Annotated in this window: 12 protein-coding genes; 8 read left to right on the top strand and 4 right to left on the bottom strand. The window is 65.1% G+C overall.

Annotated elements, in window-relative coordinates; all coding sequences use genetic code 11:
- Positions 1 to 5: 5 nt before the first annotated feature.
- The 5 genes from ECTPHS_RS06665 to ECTPHS_RS06645 all read left to right on the top strand — a co-directional run bounded on the left by ECTPHS_RS06665 (position 6) and on the right by ECTPHS_RS06645 (position 8280).
- Complete coding sequence (locus ECTPHS_RS06665) at positions 6 to 485, top strand: RimK/LysX family protein (protein ID WP_040405373.1); 480 nt, start codon at positions 6 to 8, stop codon at positions 483 to 485.
- A gap of 451 nt (positions 486 to 936) precedes the next feature.
- On the top strand, positions 937 to 1314 hold the full coding sequence (locus ECTPHS_RS06660) for a hypothetical protein (RefSeq protein WP_008931942.1): 378 nt from the start codon (positions 937 to 939) through the stop codon (positions 1312 to 1314).
- A 268-nt stretch (positions 1315 to 1582) separates the two neighbouring features.
- Positions 1583 to 3346, top strand: coding sequence for an autotransporter assembly complex family protein (locus tag ECTPHS_RS06655; protein ID WP_008931941.1), 1764 nt, complete (start codon positions 1583 to 1585; stop codon positions 3344 to 3346).
- Positions 3343 to 6831 carry a translocation/assembly module TamB domain-containing protein gene (locus ECTPHS_RS06650; RefSeq protein ID WP_008931940.1) on the top strand — a complete coding sequence of 1163 codons (3489 nt, stop codon included), beginning with the start codon at positions 3343 to 3345 and terminating at the stop codon, positions 6829 to 6831. Before ECTPHS_RS06655 ends, ECTPHS_RS06650 begins: the two co-directional genes overlap by 4 nt.
- 48 nt (positions 6832 to 6879) lie before the next feature.
- Complete coding sequence (locus ECTPHS_RS06645; protein ID WP_008931939.1) at positions 6880 to 8280, top strand: MBL fold metallo-hydrolase RNA specificity domain-containing protein; 1401 nt, start codon at positions 6880 to 6882, stop codon at positions 8278 to 8280.
- A 51-nt stretch (positions 8281 to 8331) separates the two neighbouring features.
- Here ECTPHS_RS06645 and ilvD read toward each other — a convergent pair whose 3' ends face one another.
- Positions 8332 to 10188, bottom strand: coding sequence for a dihydroxy-acid dehydratase (gene ilvD / locus ECTPHS_RS06640; RefSeq protein ID WP_008931938.1), 1857 nt, complete (start codon positions 10186 to 10188; stop codon positions 8332 to 8334).
- A gap of 213 nt (positions 10189 to 10401) precedes the next feature.
- Between ilvD and ECTPHS_RS06635 the strand changes: the two genes are divergently transcribed.
- The gene (locus tag ECTPHS_RS06635; protein WP_008931937.1) at positions 10402 to 10605 is read left to right on the top strand and encodes a heavy-metal-associated domain-containing protein; all 204 of its coding nucleotides are present in this window, start codon (positions 10402 to 10404) and stop codon (positions 10603 to 10605) included.
- Positions 10602 to 11063, top strand: coding sequence for a DUF192 domain-containing protein (locus ECTPHS_RS06630; protein WP_008931936.1), 462 nt, complete (start codon positions 10602 to 10604; stop codon positions 11061 to 11063). The genes ECTPHS_RS06635 and ECTPHS_RS06630 overlap by 4 nt, the downstream gene beginning before the upstream one ends.
- Before the next feature lie 12 nt (positions 11064 to 11075).
- Here the strand turns inward: ECTPHS_RS06630 and ECTPHS_RS06625 are convergent, their stop codons facing one another.
- Entirely contained in the window at positions 11076 to 12548 is a 1473-nt protein-coding gene (locus tag ECTPHS_RS06625; protein ID WP_008931935.1) for a RimK family protein, read from the bottom strand.
- A 33-nt stretch (positions 12549 to 12581) separates the two neighbouring features.
- Positions 12582 to 13676 carry a GNAT family N-acetyltransferase/peptidase C39 family protein gene (locus ECTPHS_RS06620; protein WP_008931934.1) on the bottom strand — a complete coding sequence of 365 codons (1095 nt, stop codon included), beginning with the start codon at positions 13674 to 13676 and terminating at the stop codon, positions 12582 to 12584.
- A 178-nt stretch (positions 13677 to 13854) separates the two neighbouring features.
- Here ECTPHS_RS06620 and argA point away from each other — a divergent pair, with 178 nt between their 5' ends.
- The gene (gene argA / locus ECTPHS_RS06615; protein WP_008931933.1) at positions 13855 to 15198 is read left to right on the top strand and encodes an amino-acid N-acetyltransferase; all 1344 of its coding nucleotides are present in this window, start codon (positions 13855 to 13857) and stop codon (positions 15196 to 15198) included.
- On the opposite strand, the gene dksA is transcribed toward argA, so the two are convergent.
- Complete coding sequence (gene dksA / locus ECTPHS_RS06610; protein ID WP_008931932.1) at positions 15199 to 15606, bottom strand: RNA polymerase-binding protein DksA; 408 nt, start codon at positions 15604 to 15606, stop codon at positions 15199 to 15201. It lies immediately after the preceding gene.
- Between the last annotated feature and the right edge of the window lie 41 nt (positions 15607 to 15647).

The raw sequence follows: 15647 nt of genomic DNA, 5'->3' as shown, positions 1-15647 counted from the left end.
ACATGATGAACACCCCGAACCCTTCCGCCGACGCACAACCCCGCCTGGGCTGGCGGGAACGCGTCGCCCTCCCCGGCCTGGGCCTGGCCTGCATCACCTGCAAGGTGGATACCGGCGCCCGCACCTGCGCCCTGCACGCCTTTTACGTGGAACCCTTTACGCGGGACGGACAGCCCTGGGTGCGTTTCGGCGTGCACCCCCTGCGGCGACGACGGGACGTGGCGGTGGACTGCGAAGCCCCGGTGGCGGACCGGCGGGTGGTCACCGACTCCGGGGGTCACCGTCAGCAACGCTATGTGATCCGCACCCCGATCGTCATCGGCGAACGGACCCATGGGGTGGAAATCACCCTCACCAACCGGGATACCATGAGTTTTCGCATGCTGCTGGGCCGCAACGCCCTGCAATGCGCCGCCTATCTGGTGGATTCCACCGCTTCCTGGCTGGCCGGCGAGCCCCGTGCCGGGGCCGATCGGACCCCATGAAATAAAACTGTAAAAATGCCTCCCGAAGGGCTTTAAAAATCACTGCCGAAGGGGTATCTTTGCGCCCGTTCCCGGCCGTGTCCGGGGGCACATGTCAGGCCACAGAGGACTTCGTGTTCGTATGGACAGTTGCTGTACAACTTGCACACGCGTGACGACCATTTCGGGTCCGGCATGGGTGTGGTGCAGCGTCCGTCGAGACGAGTTCCCCGCCACGGTCATCTGACCGTCCGGGGCTCCTGGTTCCGACGCGCCGAACCCCATCCAGGGCACGTACGGGAGCCCCCCCCAACTTACGCATGAACCACAGCCGCCACCAAGGCGGTGTTTTTCGTTAGGGGTTCATGCGGCTTTTCTTCCCGTCGTGTCACGACTTCCACCCGAAACCGGTTCACGAACCCAACCGGATACCCTTGCAGCATGCCCCCGGGGGCAGGAAGGAAAAGTAGACATGAACAATCTGATGAACAACGCAGCCACCCCCTTCGAGGCGGCCAACGACGCCATCCACGCCCTATCATGGACCGATGCGGCCCTGGAGACGGTGGGTACGGCAGTGCGGATGGGAGAATACGGCGCGGCGCGCCTGCGGTTTCTGAAGCTGGCTGAACAGTCCCAGATCCGGGTGCTGCTGGATATCTCGCAAAAGGATGCGATTCGTCTGGCCGGAGGGCTGCCCACCTATACGGTGGCCCGCCTGTTCGAACAGCTCCCCCGCCCCCTGGGCCGGGCCATCGTGCAGTCCCTGCCGGAAGTGAAGCGGCAGGGCGTGGTGGTCATCCTGAACCACCGCCGCAGCCGCTCCCCCCGGCAGCAGGCCATGGGCTGATGTTGTCCCGCCCTTCTTCCCCGTCGGGGAAGAAGGGCCTTTCCCCCCTTGCCCAAGCCCGTGCAAAGCCTCAAGCTTGGCCCGCCTTTTCCAAGCCTGAAGCCCTGCATGAAAATTGCCATTCTCTCGCGAAACTCCCGTCTCATCGAACAGAACGGCAAGCCCCACAAAACCCGAACCCGGGGCAAGGGCTGACCCTCCACCCTTCCCGAGAAGCGACCTTTGCGGCTAACCTGATAGGGAAACAAGACTCAGGACGCCGTCATTGATGACTGCCCATCACCCGCCTGCCCGATGCCCTGCCCCGACCAGGCACCGGCTGTCCGCCCTCCTCCTGCTGCTGGGCCTGCTGCCCGGCCTAGCCCTGGGGGCCGATCCCCGCATCCGCATCTCCGATGTGGGTGACGAGATCACGGACAACATTCGCGCCCATCTGGGCCTGGCCCGGGAGGGATGCGATCTTCCCGAATGGCGGGAACGCCCCCTGCTGCGCGCCGCCGACCGGGAAATCCGGACCGCCCTGCGAGCCCTGGGCTATTACGAGCCCCGCTTCAGTCTGGACTTCCGTCGCGACGAGGCCTGCTGGTCCCTGGGCGTGGAACTGGAACCCGGCCCCCCGGTACGGGTCCGCAACCTGGACATCCGCATCATCGGCGAGGCGGAACAGGATCCCACCTTCACCGACCTGATCCAATCTCCCCCGATCCGTCCCGGCGACCGTCTGCGCCACGACCGCTACGAGCAGATCAAGAGCAATCTCAACCGACAGGCGGCGACACGGGGCTATCTGGATGCCCGCATCACCACCAGTCAGATGCGGGTAGACGTCCGGGAACAGGCAGCGGATCTGGTGGTCCATCTCGAGAGCGGCCCGCGCCATTTCCTGGGTCCGGTCACGCTGGAGCAGGATACCTTCCATGACCGGCTGGTGCGCAGGTTCATCACCTTCGAGCCAGGAGACATTTACGACAGTCGCCGCCTGATCAACCTGCAGCAGGCCTTCATCGACAGCGGTTATTTCAGCGAGGTGCGTGTCGAGCCTCGTCCCGAGGAGGCAGAAGACCTGAAGGTACCCATTCACGTCACCCTGACACCCCGTAACCAGTGGTCCTATCTGGCCGGTATCGGCGCCAGTACCGACAAGGGACCCCGGATACGACTCGGGGTAGAAAACCATCGCGCCAACCGCGCCGGTCACCGCTACAACGCGGAGCTGGAAGTCTCGCCGGTGAATACCCAGGTAGGGATCGGCTATGAGATCCCCCTGGGGGATCCGGCCCGGGAACGCATCAACCTGACCGCCGGCTATCAGAGCGAAAACACCGACACCTCCGAGAGCGACATCTATAGTCTGGGCATCGCCCATCTGCGACAACTCCCCTCCGGCTGGATCCAGACCCGGTCCCTGACATTCGAGCGCGAAGACTATGAAGTAGCAGACGTTCGCGACAGCACCACCCTGCTGATGCCCGGATTCCAGATGTCCCGTGTCCAGGCGGATCATCCCATCTTCCCTCGCCAGGGCTGGCGCCTGAATTTCAGTCTCAGAGGTGCTTCCGAGGATCTACTGTCCTCGATCAGCTTCGCCCAGGCTACCGGCCGCGCCAGGTATATCATGCCCCTGGGAGAAGGACGCCTGCTGCTACGGGCCGATGCCGGCACCACCGCCGTGCAGGACTTCGCCAAATTGCCCGCTTCCCTTCGTTTCTTCGCCGGCGGCGACAACAGTGTGCGCGGCTACGGCTACCAGAAACTGGGTCCCACCAACGACGACGGCGACATCATCGGCGGCCGCCACATGGCCAGCGGCAGCATCGAGATGGACTACCCGTTCGCGGAACAATGGAGCGTGGCCGTGTTTGCCGACGGCGGCAACGCATTCAATGATCTCAATGAATGGAATGCCCGCTACGGGATCGGTGCCGGGGTACGCTGGCGCTCCCCCATCGGCCCCATCCGGGTGGACATCGCCCATCCCATCGACGGCGATGACAACTTCCGTCTACACCTGACCATGGGAATGGATCTGTGATCCGGCGTCTTCTTGCGGCACTGTTGCTGATCGTTCTGCTGCTGTTCACCCTGTTCACCTTTCTGGTGGGCACCGGTTCCGGCGCCCGGCTACTGGCGCAGGTGGGTGGCGGCTTCATCCCCGGAGAACTGGAAATCGGGCACCTGGAAGGCAATCTGCTCAAGGGTCTGACCGCCCGGGATGTCCGGTATCGTCACGACGCCCTCACCGCCGAGCTGGCCCACCTGGAGGCCCGGGTGGCCCTGTTGCCGCTGACCGGACTGCGAGTCGAGGTTCTCACGCTGCAGGCGGCGGAGCTGGACCTGACCCTCACCCCGGACCCGGATGCCCCGCCCGCCGACGCGCCTTTCAGCCTGCCCGACTCGATCCCCATGCCGGTGGTGGTGAACCTGTCCGATGGTCACATCCGGCAGATCCGGTTTCGCACCGACCCCGAGGCCGAACCGCTGATCGTGGACAGCCTGCGCCTGTCCCTGCATCTGGATCAGGCGCGGGTGCTGATCCGCCGCCTGGCCGTGGACAGCCCCCTCGCCAACATCCTGGCCGCGGGTCACGTCGGACTAGCCCTGCCCTACCCGATGGAACTGGGGGTGGACTGGCATCTGCCCCTGCCCGAGGTTGCCGGTGAGTTCCTGCCCGACGCCGATCAGGCCCGGGGGCAACTCGTCACCCAGGGAGACCTGGCCCGACTGACACTCCGCCACCAGGTCTTTACCCCCTTGAGCCTGGTCACCGAGGGTGACGTCCACGATCCCGTCACCGACCTGGTCCTGGACCTGACCCACCACTGGCAGGCCCTCACGGTCACCCTGGCGCAAGATCAGATCCTGTCCGTGGCGGAAGGCCGACTGGTGACCCGGGGCCGACCCGATGCCTATGTCCTGGACCTGGACACCGCCGTCACCCTGGACCCATGGCCCTCCCTGGCCCTGACCCTGAACGCCGAAGGGGATACCCGAACCCTGCGCCCGGCGCCGCTCTCGATTCGCAGCGAAGCCGGTGACCTGGACCTGAGCGGCCGGATCGACTGGCACGAGGGCCTGTCCTGGGTCCTGGATCTTCGGGGCCGGAACCTGGAGCCCGGCCGGTTTGTCGCCGATCTGCCAGGCCGGCTGCAGCTGGCACTGGGCAGCGAAGGCCGCCTGGACGACACCCTGGGCGTCGTGACCCGGGTGGACCTGCGGGAGCTGTCCGGCACCCTGCGGGAGTTCCCCGTGCGCGGTCAGGGCCGGATCGATGTCGCCGGTAACCGTCTGACATCCCCGGGCCTGCAACTGGCCGTGGGAGATAACCGTCTCGATGCCAGGGGCGAGGTCGCCGAGCGTCTGGACCTGGCCTTTGATCTGCAGGCACCGGACCTGCCGGGCCTGTGGCCCGGACTCACCGGCCGCTTGCAGGCCCGCGGCCAGGTCCAGGGTCCGCTGGACAGTCCGCGGATCACCGCCACGGCCCAGGGCCAGGGCATGGGTTACCACGATCTGACCCTGGGCCGGATGGACCTGGACCTGCGGGCCGGCCTTTCACCGCAAAGCCCCCTGGCACTGAACCTGAGCGTCGAGGCCCTGCGCCTGGGTGAGGCCCTAAACCTGACACGCCTGACCCTGGCGGGTGAGGGTCGGGGTGATGACCACCGGATCCGTCTGGACCTGGATGCGGATCAGGGCAGACTGGGCCTGAGCCTGGCAGGCAGTCTGACGGCCACTGACCCGTTGGACTGGCGTGGCCGCCTCACCCGTCTCAACCTGGATCAGCCTCTGGCGGGCGCCTGGCAGCTGGAAGCCCCCGTCCCCTTGCAGGCTTCCGCAAGCAACGCCGCCCTGGGGCAGCTCTGCCTGCTGCAGGACGAGGCCCGCCTCTGTCTGGACGGCACCTGGTCCGACCGCGACGGTGGCCGGGGCCAACTGACCCTGTCGGATCTGGCCCTGGATGGTCTGGCGCCGCTGCTGCCGCCGAATCTGCGGCTGGACGGCTACCTGGATGCCCGGGCCGACCTGCGCCTGGATCAACAGCTGCAACTGGAGGCCCGGATCCTGCCCGGCGACGGCAATCTTCGTGTACTGGGCCTGGAGGGCGATGAGCAGATCATCCCCTACCAGCAGGCCCGGGTGGATCTGCGGATCGAAGACCGGGACGTCGAGGCCGCCCTGCAGTTCGGCTTTCTGGAGGGGGGCACTGTCAGCGCCCAAGTCGCCGCCCGGCCCCGGGCGGACGGAGAACTGACCCTGGCGGGCAATGCCCGGGCAGACCTGACGGAACTGCGCTGGCTGGAGATGCTGGCACCCCAGATCCGGGAACCCGCGGGCCGGATCGGCGCGGACGTGGACCTGGCCGGCACCCTGTCCAATCCCTTGATCGATGGCCGGATCACCCTGAGCGATGGTCGCATGGACGTTCCGGACCTGGGCATCACCCTGGATGAACTGACCCTCACCGTCCGCAACGACGGAACGGAACGCCTGGTACTGGATGGCAGCGTGCGCTCCGGCCCCGGGCGCCTGACCCTGGACGGCCATGTCCAACTGGACCCTGACAACCGTTACCCGGTCAACCTGAACATCCGGGGTGATCGCTTCCAGGCGGCGCGCCGTCCCGACGTGGACCTGCTGATCAGCCCGGACCTCCGCGTCACCGTGCTGGGTGAACGGGTCATCGTCCGGGGCGACCTGACCATTCCCGAGGCCACCCTCACCCTGCTGGAGCTGCCTCAGCAGGCGGTCTCGGTGTCCCGGGACGAGATCATCCTCGATACCGATACCGAGGAAACTCTGCCCCTTCAGGTGATCGCCCGGGTACGCCTGATCCTGGGTGACCAGGTTCGCATCAGCGGCTTCGGCCTGGAGGCGCGACTCAGCGGCAACATGATGGTTCAGGAGACGCCGGGGATGTCCACGCGACTGATCGGTGAAGTGCGAGTGGATGAAGGGCGCTACAGGGCCTATGGCCAGGATCTGACCGTGGAGCGCGGGGTGCTCCTGTTCCAGGGACCACCGGAAAACCCCGGCCTTAATCTAAGGGCCTCCCGTCGCATACCGGTTCATGACGTGTTGGTGGGCATCGAAATCATCGGCACCCTGGAGGAACCCCGTTCACGGGTCTTCTCCGATCCGACGATGGAAGACAGCGAAGCCCTCGCCTTTCTGGTCACCGGTCGCCCCCTGTCCGGTGGCAGCGAGACGGACGCCGGCGCCATTGCCTCGGCCATTGCCATGTTCGGTATCGAACGGGGCGCCTTCATCACCGACCGTATCGGCCGGCAACTGGGCCTGGACGAATTCGCGGTGGACACCGGCACGGACCTGGATGATGCCGCCCTGATGATGGGACGCTATCTCTCCCCCAGGCTGTATCTGCGCTATGCGATGGGGTTGTTCCAACAGAGCTCCACAGTGATGCTCAATTATCAGCTCTCCCGGACCCTGAGCCTAGAAACCAGATCCAGCACCGACTCCCAGAGCATGGACCTGATCTTTCGCCGGGAGCGGTGAGCCGGCCGGCGCAGTCTCGATCCACCAACACCACGGGAATCCGAAAATATGTCCAAGCTGACCTTCCTGGGCGCCACCGGCGAAGTCACCGGTTCACGTTATCTGCTGGAAGTCGGGCAAAACCGCCTGCTGCTGGAGTGCGGCATTCAGCAGGGCGGTGCCGAGGCCGACAAGGCCAACCGCCGCTCCCTCGCTCACCTGGCCGGGACCCTGGATGCCGTGATTCTCTCCCACGGACACCTGGACCACGCCGGCCTGCTGCCCAAGCTGGTACGGGACGGCTTTCAGGGCTCCATCCACTGCACCGATTCGACCCTGGAACTGCTGGAAATCATGCTCAGGGACGCCGCTCACGTCATGTCCAAGGACATCGAATGGGAGAACAAGTGGCGGGAACGGGCAGGCAAGCCCCTGCTTGAACCCGTTTACACCCAGGATGACGTGGATGCCACCCTGGCACTCTGCCGGCCCCAGCCCTACGGTCGCGCGGAGTCCGTGACCCCGAACGTGCAGCTGACCTTCCGCGACGCGGGTCACATACTCGGCTCGGCCATTGTGGGACTGATCCTGGATGACGGTGGACGCAAGCGGCACCTGGTATTTTCCGGGGATCTGGGCAACCCGGACTCGGCACTGATGCACACACCGGCCCAACCGGAACATGCCGACGTGGTGCTCATGGAGAGTACCTACGGTGATCGGGATCACCGTCCGCTGGCGGATACCCTGGAGGAACTGGCACAGATCCTGGTCCAGGCGGACCGGGATGGCGGCAACGTACTGATCCCCGCCTTTGCCGTGGGACGCACCCAGGAAATCCTCTACCACCTTGGCATGCTCTACCACCAGGGCCGCCTGCCCCAGCAAAAGGTCTTTCTGGACAGCCCCATGGGCATTCAGGTCACGGAGCTCTATGCCAGGCGCCGCAACGCCCTCAACGGCAAGGATCTCAAGAAACTCCGTCAGGCTTCCGGGGAACCCCTGGAAGCGTCACTGCCGATCCTTCAGTTCACCCGTCGGGTGGAAGAGTCCATGGCCATCAACCGGATCAAGTCCGGGGCCATCATCATCGCCGGTGCCGGCATGTGCACCGGCGGGCGTATCCGCCACCATCTCAAGTACAACCTGTGGCGCAAGCAGAACCACGTGGTGATCGTGGGCTTCCAGGCCCGGGGCAGCCTGGGACGCATGTTGGTGGACGGCGTGGAGCGGGTCAAGCTGCTGGGCAGCGACGTGGCGGTCAAGGCCCGGATACACACCCTGGGCGGCTTTTCCGCCCATGCCGGGCAGAGTCAGCTGGTGGGCTGGGCCAAGGGCTTCAAGGGCAAACCGGTGTTCTACATGGTTCACGGAGAACCCCAGGCCCGGGATGCCCTGGCCGAGTTGCTGCGCAAGGCGCACGGCATCGATGCCCGGGTACCGGAGTACGAGGAAACGATCACCCTTTAGCCGGGGGAGGGGCTGGGTCCGCCCCCCATCCCCGGCCCTTCTCTCCCAAACCTAACGCTTCACCTGCAACTGGGAAATGTCCCGCACCGCCCCCCGGGCCGCGGAAGTGGCCATCAGGGCATAGGCCTTGAGTGCCTGGCTCACCACCCGCTGCCGGTCCGCCGGCTGCCAGGCCTTTCCGCCCCGCTGCTCCATGGAGACCCGCCGACGCTCAAGCTCCGCATCCTCCACGGCAATGCGGATCACCCGCGCCGGGATATCGATCTCGATGATATCCCCCTCCTCCACCAGACCGATGTTGCCGCCCTCGGCGGCTTCCGGCGACACGTGCCCGATGGACAGACCCGAGGTGCCACCGGAAAAACGGCCGTCCGTCACCAGGGCACAGGCCTTGCCCAGCCCCTTGGATTTCAGGTAACTGGTGGGGTAAAGCATCTCCTGCATCCCCGGCCCGCCGCAGGGGCCTTCATAACGGATGATCACCACATCCCCCGCCTTCACCTGATCTCCCAGGATCGCCGCTACGGCATCGTCCTGACTTTCGAACACCCGGGCAGGACCGGAGAACTTCAGAATGCTCTCGTCCACGCCGGCGGTCTTGACGATACAGCCCTCCGGGGCCAGATTGCCGTAGAGCACCGCCAGCCCGCCATCCTGGGAATAGGCATGGGCCACTGAACGAATGCACCCACCCGTCCGATCCAGATCCAGGGCGTCCCAACGCCGGGACTGGGAAAAGGCCTCCTGGGTGGGCACACCGCCGGGGGCGGCCAGGAAACGCTCATGGGCCTCGGCGGCATCGCTGCGGGCCACATCCCAGCGTGCCAGGGCATCGGCCAGGGTGGGACTATGGACGGTGGCCACGTCCCGATGCAGCAGCCCCACTTGATCCAGTTCCCCCAGGATGGCCGGCACGCCGCCGGCCCGGTGCACGTCCTCCATGTGATACTGCTGGGTGGCCGGGGCCACCTTGCAGATGTTGGGCACCTTGCGAGAGAGGCGGTCGATGTCCGCCATGGTGAAATCCACCTCCCCTTCCTGTGCCGCCGCCAGCAGGTGCAGCACGGTGTTGGTGGAGCCCCCCATGGCGATGTCCAGGCTCATGGCATTCTCGAAGGCCTCGCGGGTGGCGATGGCGCGGGGCAACACGGAGGTATCGTCCTGCTCGTAGTAACGCCGGGCCAGATCCACCACCAGGCGCCCCGCCTCCAGGAACAACTCCCGGCGCCCGGCATGGGTCGCCAGCAAGGAGCCGTTGCCGGGCAGGGACAGACCCAGGGCCTCGGTGAGACAGTTCATGGAATTGGCGGTGAACATGCCGGAACAGGAACCGCAGGTGGGGCAGGCGGAGCGCTCGTACTCCATCACGGTTTCGTCGCTCTCCTGGGGGTTGGCGGCGGCCACCATGGCATCCACCAGGTCCAGACTGATGACCTGTTCGCCCCGGGTCACCTTGCCCGCCTCCATGGGGCCGCCGGAGACGAACACCACCGGGATGTTCAGCCGCATGGCGGCATTGAGCATGCCGGGGGTGATCTTGTCGCAATTGGAGATGCACACCAGGGCATCGGCGCAATGGGCATTGACCATGTACTCCACCGCGTCGGCAATCAGCTCCCGGGACGGCAGGGAATAGAGCATGCCGCCGTGGCCCATGGCGATGCCGTCGTCCACGGCGATGGTGTTGAATTCCTTGGCCACGCCGCCGGCCTTCTCGATCTCGCGGGCCACCAGTTGCCCAAGGTCCTTGAGATGCACATGACCGGGGACGAACTGGGTGAACGAGTTGGCGATGGCGATGATGGGCTTGCCGAAGTCGCCGTCCTTCATGCCGGTGGCGCGCCACAGGGCGCGGGCGCCGGCCATGTTGCGGCCATGGGTGGAGGTACGGGATCTGTACTGGGGCATGGTGAACTCCGAAATGCTGCCAAGACCGCACAGTTTACACCTTCCACCGACCTATCCGTCATCCCTGCTCATCCGTCACTCCCGCTTTCGCGGGAATGACGCATGGAGGGAGTGGAACCTTTTCAAACAGGGCAGCATCCTGTTAAACAAGGCAATGATCTGCTCAGATACATCCCCCAAATCCCACCCCATCCAACCAGAGAGGTCCGACCCATGAGCATCACTCTCACACTCAGCAACATCCAGTGCGGCGCCTGCGCCAACAGCATCAAAAAGGGCCTGGGACAACTGCCCGGCGTCGGACAGGTGGACGTGGACGTGGCCACGGGCAACGTCACCGTAGACGCCGATCCGGCCTTGCGGGACACCCTGGTCGAGCGACTGACCGAACTGGGGTTCCCGGAAAAAAACGGATGAACATGTCCCAGCGACTCCTGGCGCTGCTGTCGACACTGCTGCTGATCACCGCCTGCCTGCCCGCCCAGGAGCAGGACGGGCAGGCGGTGGCTGACCCGGCCGTCATTTCCCTGCGCATCGGCGACCATCCCCTGACCGCCGAAGTGGCCGACACCGCCCCCCTGCGCGCCCGCGGACTCATGTTCCGGGAGTCACTGCCCCCGGACCACGGCATGCTCTTCGTCTGGGAACAGCCCGAGCCGGTGGCCATGTGGATGCTCAACACGCCCCTGCCGCTGTCGGTCGCCTTCATCGACGCGCAGGGGCGGATACTGAACATCGCCCGGATGCAGCCCCACAGTCGCACCCTGCACCATTCCGCCGGCCCGGCCCGCTATGCCCTGGAGATGCCCCAGGGATGGTTCGAAGATCGTGGGATTCCTCCCGGTGATGAGGTGCGAGGACTGCCGGACCGCTGAGGGCAAGGGACATCACCGCCGCCGCATCAGGTCCAGACGTCGCACGAAGTCCTTCATGATGGCCTGATACAACCCCTCCTTGAGTACCTCATCTTCCACGCCCGCATCCAGACTGGGGTTATCGTTCACCTCGATCACCATGACGCCGCGGTCGGTCTGCTTGATATCCACCCCGTACAGGCCGTCACCGATCAGATTGGCGGCCTTGAGGGCCGTCTTCACCACCACGGGAGGCGCCTGCTCCACCGGCAGGGTACGAAAGCCCCCCTGACGCAGGTTGCCCTTGGCCTGGTGGTTGACGATCTGCCAGTGTTTCTTGGACATCAGGTACTGGCACACATACAGGGGCTGCTTGTTCAGTATCCCCACCCGCCAGTCAAATTCCGTGTAGACGAATTCCTGGGCCAGGATCAGGTCCGAGTCCTTGAACAGGCGCTTGCTGATCTCTTCCAGTTCCGCCCGGTCCTCCGCCTTGAACACCCCACGGGAAAAGGACCCGTCGGGAATCTTCAGCACCACCGGATAACCGATCACCTCCTCGGCCGCCAGGATATTTTCCTTGCGCAGGATCAGGGTCTTGGGCGTCGGCACCTTCTGTCCCGCCAGTAGCTCCGCCAGATAGACCTTGTTGGTGCACTTGAGGATGGAATCCGGATCATCGATCACCACCATCCCCTCGCTGTCCGCCTTGCGGGCGAAGCGGTAGGTGTAATGGTCGATCCGGGTGGTCTCGCGGATGAACAGGGCGTCGTACTCGGCCAGCCGACCGAAATCCTTGCGGTCGATCAGATCCACCTCCAGACCCAGGGCCTTGCCCTGGCGAACGAACTGGTTCAGGGCCGCCCGGTTCGACGGCGGCAGGTCCTCGTCCGGGTTCTGCAGGATGGCCAGGTCGTACTTGAAGTTGCGCGGACCGCGAGGCTTGCGCCAGGGGCGCTTGAGGTAGTGGTCCAGGGCCTCGAAAAAGGCCGTTTCCTGCTCCGGGGTCAGACTGTTCAGGGCCAGGGGCTTGATGGCATCGATGCGCCACTGGCCGACCAGTCTGAATTCCACCTTGAACAGGGGCGCCCGAAAGATGGAGAACAACTGCTGACCAATCTCGTGCATTTCCTTGGGGGCGCACTGGCCGAAGAAGACCGTGATCTCGAAGGCGGTGGGCTGCAGGCCGGCACGCTTGCGTCCCAGCACCCGGGCCACCTTGCGGTCGATGTCCTCGGTATCCAGGCTGTAGATGGATTTCCTGGACAGATCCTGCAGGGTGCGCACCGTGGGCACCACCTTGTGCTGGCGGGCCTCCGCCAGCAGGGAGCAGTAATACCCCTCGCTCAGGTAGCGGTGGCTGCGGCACAGGTTGATGACCCGCAAACGGGTATGGCTGGAATACCTGGGATTGGTGAGGTAGTCCTCGGCCACCACCACGGGGTATTCGGGGAAATGGGGCTTCCAGTCCCCCGGCTGCTCGATGAGCAGGACGTGATCCGACATGAATGGTGTTCTCCTTATGAGTGAGGGGGAGGCTCAGGAACGAGGATAGACCACCAGCACGGCCTTGAGCCCGGCCTTCCCATAGCGGGCCATGCGCTCGAAATCCCGCTGCAGGATGGGCATATTGATGGAATCCGTGGGGGTTTCACCGTTGTCGTAATCCACGAAGGGATCGTGCACATAGATGAAGTGATCATCAAACCCGGTCACCACCACCCAGTGGGGAAACTTCTCGCCGTAGATCTGGTAGGAACTGATCAGCACCACCGGAATGCCGCCGGCCTCGAAACGGGCCCGCAGGTCCGCCGCGCTCAGGGTGCCGTAGCGGAGCGGCACGCATCGCTCCCTCAGCTCGTCCAGCATGTCCTCCTGCACCAGTCGCATGACCTCCTTCTTTTCCTCGCTGCGCACGGAGTCCAGCAGGGGCATGCGCTCATCGCTCAGGGTCAGTTCCACGCCGAAGCCGCGATGGGCGGCGGAAAGCGCCAGCCCGAACGGGCCACAGCCGCCGTGTCCCGCGGTCATGAAAATGGTGGTGGCCTCCCGCCACAGGCGCAACTCCAGACGCCGGTCCATGGCCATGGAGGCGTCCAGCGCCTTCATGGCCATCATCAGGGAGGATGGCCCGCAGGTGAAATCCAGGGTCTGTTCGTAGAAAGGCACCCGCACCATGTCCGGACGCAGGTGAGGTGCCAGGGATTTTTCATAGCGCCAGGCATCCATGTGGTCTTCGTAATAATCCCCGTACTCGCCGAAACGGCGATACTCCAGGGACTCGAACAGACGGATGGAGGCCTGATTGTCCTTGCGGATCTCCAGGCGCAGATAGGCGCAGTCCCGCTCCCGGGCTTCCGCCTCGGCGGCTTCCACCAGTTGCCGGCCGACGCGTCGTCCCCGAGCCTCATCATCCACGGCAATGGAATACAGGCGGGCCATGGACGTGCCTCGACTGAACAGCAGCAGCACATACCCCAGAATCCCTTCGCCTTCGTCAAACACCAGGGTATGGGCCTTGCCCTTGGTCAGCAGGTAGCGAAACTGGCGGCGAGAGAGCCGGTCACTGGCAAAGCAGCGTTGCTCGATCGCCAGCAGGGCGGGGATGTCGGAAAGCCGGGCGGGGCGGATCACGGGAGGCGGACCAGGGCAGAGGGGCCGAAAAAGGCGGGAAGGGACAGCGTGAATTCTACACCCCTTGACCGCAAAACACAGGATCGACCCGGTTTCGCCACCGCCGGGGGATGTCGGGCCAAAGGGGCTTCCATTAGGATATGGCCCTTTCCAATGCGCTTTTCAGGACGTCAAGGTATTGAAACACACCCCCATCGCCCCCCATGTCGCCTGGTTCCGCGACGCCGCCCCCTATATCAACGCCCATCGGGATCGCACCTTCGTGATCGCCTTCGGCGGCGAGGCGGCGCTGCAGCCGGGATTCGCCGCCCTGCTCCATGACATCGCCATCCTGCAGACCCTGGGGGTCCGGCTGGTCCTGGTCCATGGCGCCCGCCCTCAGATCGAGGAACGCCTGCGGGCCCGGGGGGCGGAAATCCGCTACGTCAACGGCCTGCGGATCACCGATGAACAGGCCCTGCGGGCGGTGAAGGATGCCGCCGGTTCCCTGCGGGTGGAGATCGAGGCCCTGCTGTCCATGGGGTTGGCCAATACCCCCATGTCCGGGGTCCGGGTACGGGTCTCCTCCGGCAATTTCGTCACCGCCCGCCCCCTGGGAGTACGTGACGGGGTGGACTACCAACACACCGGCGAGGTACGCCGGGTGGATACGGAGGGCCTGCGACGCCATCTGCAGTCCGGCGAAATGGTCCTGCTGCCGCCCATGGGCTACTCCCCCACCGGCGAGATCTTCAACCTCAGCGCCGAGGACGTGGCCATCGCCGCCGCCGTCGCGCTCAAGGCGGACAAACTGATCTTTTTCAGCGACACCCAGGACCTGCGGGACGAGGATCAGACACCCATCACCCACCTTACGGCGGATCAGGCGGAAACCCTGCTCCAGGGACCCCGCGCCATTCCCGATGAGCTGGCCGCCCACCTGCGCAGCGCCATCACGGCCTGCCGTCAGACGGTGGAACGGGTGCACATCGTCGACCGGCGCCAGGACGGCGCCCTGTTGATGGAACTGTATACCCGGGAAGGCGCCGGCACCCTGGTCACCGGCGAGCGCTACGAACGGCTACGCCCGGCCCAGATCGAAGATGTGGGCGGCATCCTGGAACTCATCCAGCCGCTGGAGGCGGAGGGCATCTTGGTGCGTCGCTCCCGGGAACAGCTGGAACTGGAGATTGAACGGTTTGCCGTGATCGAGCAGGACGGCATGATCCTGGCTTGCGCGGCCCTGTACCCGTTTCCGGAGGAGCAGGTGGGTGAACTGGCCTGCGTGGCGGTCCACGCGGACTATCGGGGGGGCGGTCGCGCCGAGATGCTGGCGGAGTATCTGGAGACCCGGGCCCGGGCCCTGGGCATTACCCGGCTGTTCGTCCTCACCACGCGCACCGCGCACTGGTTCCGCGAGCGGGGATTCGAGCCGGGTGAATTGAAGGCCCTGCCCATCAGCCGGCAGCAGATGTACAACTATCAGCGCAATTCCAAGATCTTCATCAAGCCGCTGCCGGCGGCCCGACGCAAACCGGGCTGATCAGGAGAAGCGTTCGTCCCGTTCATGCCGCTCCTGAGCCTCGATGCACAGGGTGGCAATGGGACGGGCCTCCAGACGACGCAGGCCGATGGGCTCGCCGGTTTCATCGCAATAACCGTAGCTGCCGTCATCGATGCGCCGCAGGGCGGCATCGATCTTGCCAAGCAGCTTGCGATAACGGTCCCGGGTGCGCAGCTCCAGACTGGCATCGCTTTCGCGGCTGGCCCGGTCGTTGGGATCCGGCTCCCGCCACTGCTCCTCCTGCAGGTTACGGATGGTCTGTTCCGACTCCTCCAGCAACGCATCGCGCCACTGCAGCAACTGACGACGAAAATAGGCCAGATGTCGGGGACACATGTAGGGCTCGTCCTCACCGGGGCGATACCCCTCGGGCAGATCGACGTTCATCACGGATCCTCGCTGCCGACAAGACCGGAAATGGTCAAGGG

It is taken from the genome of Ectothiorhodospira sp. PHS-1 (assembly GCF_000225005.1).
Lineage (GTDB): Bacteria > Pseudomonadota > Gammaproteobacteria > Ectothiorhodospirales > Ectothiorhodospiraceae > Ectothiorhodospira.
This window is presented reverse-complemented; position numbering and strand designations above follow the sequence as displayed.

Coding starts and splice junctions, on each gene's coding strand:
- ECTPHS_RS06665 (WP_040405373.1), top strand. CDS start 6: ATGAACACCCCGAACCCTTCCGCCGACGCACAACCCCGCCTGGGCTGG.
- ECTPHS_RS06660 (WP_008931942.1), top strand. CDS start 937: ATGAACAATCTGATGAACAACGCAGCCACCCCCTTCGAGGCGGCCAAC.
- ECTPHS_RS06655 (WP_008931941.1), top strand. CDS start 1,583: ATGACTGCCCATCACCCGCCTGCCCGATGCCCTGCCCCGACCAGGCAC.
- ECTPHS_RS06645 (WP_008931939.1), top strand. CDS start 6,880: ATGTCCAAGCTGACCTTCCTGGGCGCCACCGGCGAAGTCACCGGTTCA.
- ilvD (WP_008931938.1), bottom strand. CDS start 10,188: ATGCCCCAGTACAGATCCCGTACCTCCACCCATGGCCGCAACATGGCC.
- ECTPHS_RS06635 (WP_008931937.1), top strand. CDS start 10,402: ATGAGCATCACTCTCACACTCAGCAACATCCAGTGCGGCGCCTGCGCC.
- ECTPHS_RS06630 (WP_008931936.1), top strand. CDS start 10,602: ATGAACATGTCCCAGCGACTCCTGGCGCTGCTGTCGACACTGCTGCTG.
- ECTPHS_RS06625 (WP_008931935.1), bottom strand. CDS start 12,548: ATGTCGGATCACGTCCTGCTCATCGAGCAGCCGGGGGACTGGAAGCCC.
- dksA (WP_008931932.1), bottom strand. CDS start 15,606: ATGAACGTCGATCTGCCCGAGGGGTATCGCCCCGGTGAGGACGAGCCC.